The organism is Blastomonas sp. RAC04, assembly GCF_001713435.1.
Taxonomy (GTDB): domain Bacteria; phylum Pseudomonadota; class Alphaproteobacteria; order Sphingomonadales; family Sphingomonadaceae; genus Blastomonas; species Blastomonas fulva.
This window is the reverse complement of the sequence record NZ_CP016460.1, coordinates 3,509,855-3,517,461: the sequence shown is the minus strand read 5'-3', so window position 1 is coordinate 3,517,461 and position 7,607 is coordinate 3,509,855. Positions and strand designations below refer to the sequence as shown.

Sequence of the window (7,607 nt, the reverse complement as noted above, 5' to 3'; positions counted from 1 at the left end):
CAAGGCGCAGGAAACGCAAGTAAAACCACCCGCTCGCAAGCCTATTGCCACCAGCGTCAAGGCTGCGGGGAGAGTGGCTGCAGGGTCAGGCCTGGCCCGCCATTGCTGCAGCGTTGCGCAGCACCAACGTGCCCGCGCTGCGGCTCTCGCTCCAGCCGCCACAGCGCCGGAACTGGCCAACGCAATTGGGTTCGAGATAGATGATCGTCACCGGCTGGGTGAGCAAGGACAGCCGGTCGGCAACGGGCGCCATCACCGCATCGTCGAACGGATCGTAGAAATAGCAGACCAGCGGCGCATCGACAGGAGGGACAAATTGCGCCGCGTCCATGCACACCACATCGACCGGCGCTGCCAGCGCGCCCTTGGCCTGCATGATGTCGCGGTTGCGCAGCGCGATGGCGACCAGCTCGGGCGCGAACTCCACCCCGATGACCCGCGCAAAGCCGAAACGCGCGGCCTGGAGCAGCGCCCTGCCCTTGCCGCAGCCGAAATCGATGAACACGGTGCGCGCAAAATCGACGTTCAAATCTGAGAACCACACCGGCATGTCGGTGCCGTTGCTGGCCTGGTAGCGCCGCGCATGCGCCGCGATCGCAGGATCGACGTCGAGCGTGTGCAACTCGCGGATGGCGAAGGTGTCGGTGCCCCAGGTCTCGTCGAACGCCTGGAACTGGCGGTTGCGCGCGCGCGCCTGCGGCGTCATCTCCCTGGCATGATAGGCGATGTTGTGCCCGATCAGCCGGATGATTTCGGCTGGAGAGCGGCCCTTGAGGCGGCGGACGAGCGATGACATCATGAAACAGGGGGCCTTTGCGGGTGGACAGCGGTGCGCCGGAGCCAAAAACGGACTGCGCCGATTACGCGATGGCACCCGGCGTTTGAACCTGCTTAACCAACATTCGCGGACGCCCGATGTAAAATGAGAACGCAGATCCGCCCAGATTAAGGATGGAGAACATGGCCGACCCAATTCGGATCACTTCGCGCGGAGAGGTTGAGATGCTGACGCTCTGCCGTCCCGAGGCGCTCAATGCGATGGACGAGCCGATGATCCTGGCGCTGCAGCACTATTTCCGGTCGCTGGCAGACCGACCCGAGGTTCGGGTGGTGATCTTCAACGCCGAAGGCCGTGCGTTCTGCGCCGGGCTGGACCTCAAGGGCTGGCCCCCGCGCGAGGGAGACGGCGCGGTGCACGGCGGCTGGCGCACCCAGCGCGCGATCGCCACGGTGATGCCGCTGATGCGCAGTTGCCCGCAGCCGATCATCGCCTGCGCGCAAGGTGCGGCCTGCGGCGGCGGCATGTCGCTGCTGCTCGCCAGCGACGTGCGATACTGCACCCCCGATTTCCGGATGAACGCGGCCTATATCCGCATCGGCCTGGGCGGGTGCGACATGGGGTCGAGCTATTTTCTGCCACGGCTGGTGGGCAGTTCGCTGGCCAGCGAGATGATCCTGTCGGGCCGCTTTGTCGGTGCCGAGCGCGCGCTGGCGGCGGGCTTCGTCAGCGAGATCGCAGGGCCTGACGAGATCTTGGGGCGAGCCGAGGCACTGGCCGCCGACATGCTGCTCGCCAGCCCGATGGGCCTCAGGCTCAGCAAGGACGTGCTCAACCGCAACATCGATGCCAACGGCTTCGAAGCCGCGCTAGCGCTCGAGGACCGCCAGCAGATCATGCTCAGCATGACCGAGGATTATGCCGAGGCGAGACGGGCATTCACCGAAAAACGCGCGCCCGTTTTCAGGGACAGGTGACACTCTTAGATCCTCCCCCCAGCTTGCTGGGAGAGGATTTAAAAAGGTCACCCCATCTCCGCGATCTTCTGGCGTTCGATGAAGCCGTGCACCGCCTGCACCACCACCGAGCCTTCTCCGACGCCAGAGGCGACGCGCTTGACCGAGCCGGAGCGCACATCGCCCACCGCGAACAGGCCAGGACGGCTGGTCTCGAACGGCGTGCAGCCGTCTCCGGTGAGGATGAAGCCGTTTTCGTCGAGCGCAGCACACCCTTCAAGCCAGTCCGAACAGGGCTGCGCGCCGATCATCACGAACAGCGCGCCGACCTCGACCTGTGTCGTCTCGCCGGTGTTGCGGTCGCGCCAGACCAGGCTTTCGAGATGCGGCTCACCTTCGAGCGCGGTGATCTCGGTGAACGGATGGAGCGTGATCGCCTCAGAGGCTTCAATACGTTCGATCAGATAGCTCGACATCGTCGCGGCCAGCCCCTGGCTTCGCACCAGGATGTGGACATGCGCGGCATGGCGCGAGAGGAACACCGCCGCCTGCCCCGCCGAGTTGCCGCCGCCGACCACCACCACCGGGCGGCCCGAACACAATTGTGCCTCCATCGCGGTCGCCGCGTAATAGATCCCTGCGCCTTCCAGCCGGGCGTAATGGGGCAGATCGAGCTTGCGATAGCGCGCGCCGGTCGCCGCGACCACGGCGCGCGCCTTGGCCCGTGTGCCGTCCTCAAGCGCGATGCTGAAATGATCGCCGCCGCACTCCAGCCCGGTCGCGGCGCGGGAAACCGCCAGCCGCGCGCCGAACTTCTGCGCCTGTACCTGCGCGCGCCCGGCGAGCGCCTGGCCGGATATGCCGGTGGGAAAGCCGAGATAATTCTCGATCTTGCTGCTGGTGCCCGCCTGACCGCCCGGCGCGGTCGATTCCACGATCAGCGTGTCGAGCCCCTCGGACGCGGCATACACCGCCGCGGCCAGGCCCGCAGGCCCTGCCCCCACCACGATGACATCGTGCAGCCGGTCGTGATCGATTGAGACCGCCACACCCAGTGCGTCGGCCAGTTCGTGGGTGCTGGGGTTGCGCAGGATCTGGTCTTCGGAAATCACCACCGGCAGATCGCCGCCATCGAGACCGAAGCCCTGTAGAAATGCCGCTGCATCGGGATCGGACGACGAATCGATCGTGCGGTGCGGATAGCCGTTGCGCGTGAGAAACGCGTTGATGCGCACGGTATCGGCACTGCGCGCCGGGCCGACCAGGGTCACCCCGCCCTGCTGATGCTGCATCAAGGCCACCCTGCGCAGGATGAAGGCGCGCATGATGATCTCGCCGATATCGGGTTCGGCGGCGATCATCGCGCGAAAATCCGCGCGCGGAACCCGCACCACCTCGGCCGGGCCCACCGCGCGCCCGCTGACCAGGATCTTGCGGTCGTTGAACAGGTCGAGTTCGCCGGTGAACTGGCGCTCGCGGTGGCTGTGGACGATGCTCTCCTCGCCATGATCATGATGGTCGATGATCGCGATTTCGCCTGAACAGATCAGGAAGAAATCGACGGTGCGCTCGCCGCGGCGAAAGATATAGGCGCCGTCGGCCACCGATTCGCGAGTGCCGAACCGGGCGAGTCGCGCGGCCATCTCTTCGTCTAGCACCGGAAAGGTCTGTTCGGGCCGGGCATAGGGATCGCTGCCATCGCCGCGCAATCCGGTGGTGTCTGGATTTCCCATCGCAGCAGTCTCCCCGCAAGGATGTCCGCGCGCCGTAGCGTCATGCCTCGGCACGTCTCCCAAGACTAGGAGAATAGCGCAGAAATGCGTAGCTTTTTTGGCAGTTACGCTTTGCTTTTGCGCAGTTCCGGTGCAAATTGCCGCCAACGCCTGACACAGGCATATGAGGTGAGGACGATGACCGAAGACGAAGATCTGGAAAGCTTCCGCGCGGAAGTCCGCGCATTCCTGGATGCAGAGCTGCCGCCCGAAAAGCGCTTTGCCGCAGACGGCTTTGCCAACTCCAGCAAGGAACTGACCGCCTGGTGGCAGGGCGTGCGCGCCAAGCGCGGCTGGGGCGCTCCGGGCTGGCCCAAGCAATATGGCGGCTGCGAATGGTCGCTCGCCCAGAAGCGCATCTTCGCCGATGAATCGACCAAGGCCGGCGCTCCATCGTACAGCCCGTTCGGCATCACCATGGTCGCGCCTGTCATCTACACCTTCGGCACCGAAGAGCAGAAGGCCGAGCATCTGCCGCATATCCTCGATGGCACCCGCTTCTGGTGCCAGGGCTATTCCGAGCCTGGCGCAGGATCCGACCTTGCCAGTCTGAAGACCCGTGCGGTGCGCGACGGCGACGATTATGTCGTCAACGGCCAGAAGACCTGGACCACGCAGGGCCACTGGGCCGACTGGATCTTCTGCCTGGTGCGCACCAACACCGAGGTGAAGCAGCAGAACGGCATCTCGTTCCTGCTGATCGACATGAACACGCCAGGCATCGAAGTCCGCCCGATCCGCACCATCGACGGCATGCACCACCTCAACGAGGTGTTCTTTACCGATGTCCGCGTGCCGGTGAAGAACCTGGTGGGCAACGAGAACGACGGCTGGACCTATGCCAAGTTCCTGCTGGGCAACGAGCGCGCCGGGATTGCCGGGGTTACTCGCACCAGCGGCGACATCGCGCGGTTGCGCGCGTGGGCAGCTTCCACCGCGCACTTCGTCGACCCGCCGATCAACGATCCCCGGATCGCGCAGCGGCTCGACGATCTCGAACAGCGGCTCGCCAAGCTGGCAGCGCTCGAGGCGCGCGCGCTCGAATCGCCCAGCCAGTCGATGGAAGCGATGCGGCTGGTTGCACCGCTCAAGCTGCTGGGAACCGAACTGTCGCAGGACGTGTCCGAGCTGGCGCTGGACATCGCGGGGCCTGCTGCCTTGCCGCGGCCGGCGGAGAACCCCGCCCACCCCTATGGCCAGGAAGGCGAGCACGCGATGTCTGTTTTCCTCTTCGGCCGCGCGCAGTCGATCTATGGCGGCACCAACGAGGTGCAGAAGAACATTCTCGCCAAGATGATGGCCGCCGGGCTCTAAAAGCCAGCATTTCCAAATCCGTTTGTGTCGAGCGAAGTCGAGACACGTGAGCGCACATCCCTCGACTGCGCTCGGGACAAACGGGATGAGTGACAGGATTACCTACCCATGTTCGCACCCAATGATGATCAGCAGCTGCTGACCGACAGCGCCCGCCGCTTCACCCAGAAACATTATGCCGACGACAGGCTCGGCCAGATGGGCGAAGCCCCGCTCAACACCGCATTGTGGTCCGAGATGGCCGAGGCCGGTTGGCTGATGCTGCCCTTTGCCGAGGCCGATGGCGGGCTGCAGGGCGAGGGCCAGTCAGGGCTTGGCGATTGCGTCAGCCTGTTCGAGGTTCTCGGCGAAGGCCTGGTGGTCGAGCCGGTGCTAGCGAGCACGATCCTGGCCGGCGGCCTGATCGCCGCGAGCGCTGAATCGCAGCAGCGCAGCGATCTGATCGAAGGCATCGTCTCGGGCGGCGCGCCGATCGGCGTGGCGCTGCACGAACCCCGCGCGCGGCACGACATCTGGTATTGCGAAGCGCGCGCGACAAGGAGCGGTGATGGCTGGACCCTTTCAGGCCACAAGTCGCTGGCGCATGGCGCGGCCGCGGCCGAACAGGTCATCGTCCTTGCCCGGATAGAAGGCGAACCCGGCAGCGGCGGGGCTGGCCTCGGCCTCTTCCTCGTTCCCGCCGACGCTGGCGGCGTCACCGTAACCCCCTATCGCCTGCGCGACGACCATTGGGCCGCCGATGTGGCGCTCGACAATGCCGCGCTCGGCGCTGATGCGCTGCTGCTCGGTCCCGGGGCTGCGGCCGATGCGCTGCAGAAGGTCATCGACAAGGCGCGGCTGCTGCTCGCCGCCGAAGGCACCGGCATCATGCGCCGCGTGTGCCTCGCGACGCAGGCCTATACCATGGACCGCAAGCAATTCGGCGTTCCGCTCGCCTCGTTCCAGGTGCTGCAGCACCGCATGGTCGACATGTCGGTGGCTTTCGATCAGGCGCGCTCTCTGGTCTATGAGGCGGTAACGCACGATCTGGCCGGCGATGCCGAAGCCATGACCCGCTCGGCCCGCGCGGCCTATCGCGCGGTCAGCGAGGACGGGGTCGAGGTCGGCAAGCAGGCGATCCAGCTGCACGGCGGCATGGGCATGTCCGAGGAACTGCCGCTGGGCCGCGCGCTGCGCCGCCTGCTGGCGATCCGCCAGGCCTTCCCGCTCTGAACCACCCGCTTTGGGGCGACAGGCCAGAGCCAGCCAACCAGATTGCAGGAAAATCGCCCGGATAGCCGCGTTCGCGCGGATGCCCGGGCGTCAATCGGGCTCCTGGCCATTCGCCTTGAGCACCTCGCCCGCCAGATAGAGCGAACCTGCGATCAGCACCGGCATCGGCTGCTGGTCAGAGAGGCGCTGGACCGCAGAGCGCACATCCGTCGCCGCCGTGACCTCGAGCCCCGACGTCAGGCACGCCTGAAACGCATCGGCATCGTGCCATTCGTGACCCGGCACCGGCAAAGCGGTGACGCTGGCGAGAAAAGGCTCGAGCGGGCCGAGCAACGCGCCCGGCTGCTTGTTCGAGAGCATGCCGATGATCAGGTGCACTTTGCCGCCCATGCCATCGATATGCCGCGCCAGCGCCGCGCCCGCATCGGGATTGTGCCCGCCGTCGAGCCACACCGCCTCGCCCGTGCCGAGCAAGGCGGTCAGCGGGCCAACGCCCAGCCGCTGCAGCCGCGCGGGCCAGTCGGCCCAGCCCATCGCGGCGGACAGCGCGCTGTCGGGGATAGTGACCGCGCTCTGGTGGCGGATCATCGCCACGGCCAGCGCCGCATTGTCCGCCTGATGCTCGCCCGGCAACCTGGGCACCGGCAGGCTCAGCCGTCCGTCGACATCGCGATAGTGCAGCCGCCCCTGATACAGCGCTGCATCCCAGTCCTCGCCGCGCGCCTTCACATAGGCCCCGGCGCGCATCGCCTGCCCCGCGATCGCGCCCATCATGCCTGTGGCATAACGCTGGATCACCAGCGGCACATCGGCCTTGGCGATGCCTGCCTTCTCGAACGCGATCCGCTCCATGGGCAAGTCCGGCGTGCCCGCTTCGGGCGCGAGCAGGAAGGCTTCGTGGTCGATTCCCAGCGCGGCGATGCCGCACACCGCAGGCTGCGGCAGCACGTTGGTGGCATCGAGCCTGCCGCCAAGGCCTACCTCGATCACGCACGCATCGGCAGGCGTCTCGGCAAAGGCGAGGAACGCAGCAGCAGTCGTCACCTCGAAGAAGCTCGCGCCGGTGCCCTCGGCGATATTGAGCACCCGCGCGAGGTAAGCGGCGAGCATGTCGTCCTCGATCAGCCGCCCGGCGATGCGGATCCGTTCGTTGAACCGCACCAGATGCGGGCTGGTGTAGACATGGCAGGACAGCCCCGAGGCCTCGATCGCGGCGCGCAGAAAGGCGCAGGTCGATCCCTTGCCGTTGGTGCCCGCAACATGGAACACCGGCGGCAGGCGGTGATGCGGGTCGCCCAGCCGGGCGAGCAGCGCGGTGATCCGCTCCAGCCCCAGCACATCGCGCCCCGGCGACAGCGCGGTGAGGCGATCGAGCTGGATCTGGACTGCAGGGTCGGATGAGACGGCGTGGTCGGGCATCACCTTCTCCCCTCCCGCGTGCGGGAGGGGCAGGTCCGGCTTGCCGGACCGGGGTGGGCAGGGAGCACGACTGCCCGAAGGCTCGGCTGCGCCTCGCCCCCACCCCGCCCTTTGGGCACCCCTCCCGCAGGCGGGAGGGGAGAGGGCGCGGCCAGC

Annotated in this window: 6 protein-coding genes; 3 read left to right on the top strand and 3 right to left on the bottom strand. The window is 66.7% G+C overall.

Annotation, left to right across the window (positions count from 1 at the left end; genetic code table 11):
* Nucleotides 1-85: 85 nt before the first annotated feature.
* Nucleotides 86-799, bottom strand: a complete 714-nt coding sequence (locus BSY18_RS17385) for a methyltransferase domain-containing protein (protein WP_069051323.1) — start codon at nucleotides 797-799, stop codon at nucleotides 86-88.
* A gap of 161 nt (nucleotides 800-960) precedes the next feature.
* On the opposite strand from BSY18_RS17385, the gene BSY18_RS17380 reads away from it, so the two are divergent.
* On the top strand, nucleotides 961-1,755 hold the full coding sequence (locus BSY18_RS17380; RefSeq protein ID WP_069052004.1) for an enoyl-CoA hydratase/isomerase family protein: 795 nt from the start codon (nucleotides 961-963) through the stop codon (nucleotides 1,753-1,755).
* A 47-nt stretch (nucleotides 1,756-1,802) separates the two neighbouring features.
* Here the strand turns inward: BSY18_RS17380 and BSY18_RS17375 are convergent, their stop codons facing one another.
* Complete coding sequence (locus tag BSY18_RS17375) at nucleotides 1,803-3,467, bottom strand: FAD-dependent oxidoreductase (protein ID WP_069051322.1); 1,665 nt, start codon at nucleotides 3,465-3,467, stop codon at nucleotides 1,803-1,805.
* Nucleotides 3,468-3,644: 177 nt separating this feature from the next.
* Between BSY18_RS17375 and BSY18_RS17370 the strand changes: the two genes are divergently transcribed.
* Nucleotides 3,645-4,820, top strand: a complete 1,176-nt coding sequence (locus tag BSY18_RS17370) for an acyl-CoA dehydrogenase family protein (protein WP_054136269.1) — start codon at nucleotides 3,645-3,647, stop codon at nucleotides 4,818-4,820.
* Between the two features lie 108 nt (nucleotides 4,821-4,928).
* Nucleotides 4,929-6,032: an acyl-CoA dehydrogenase family protein gene (locus BSY18_RS17365; protein ID WP_069051321.1), complete on the top strand. Its 1,104-nt coding sequence runs from the start codon at nucleotides 4,929-4,931 to the stop codon at nucleotides 6,030-6,032.
* 90 nt (nucleotides 6,033-6,122) lie between these two features.
* Here BSY18_RS17365 and BSY18_RS17360 read toward each other — a convergent pair whose 3' ends face one another.
* Nucleotides 6,123-7,451 (bottom strand): bifunctional folylpolyglutamate synthase/dihydrofolate synthase, encoded by a 1,329-nt coding sequence (locus BSY18_RS17360; protein ID WP_069051320.1) that lies wholly within the window; start codon nucleotides 7,449-7,451, stop codon nucleotides 6,123-6,125.
* Nucleotides 7,452-7,607: the final 156 nt, after the last annotated feature.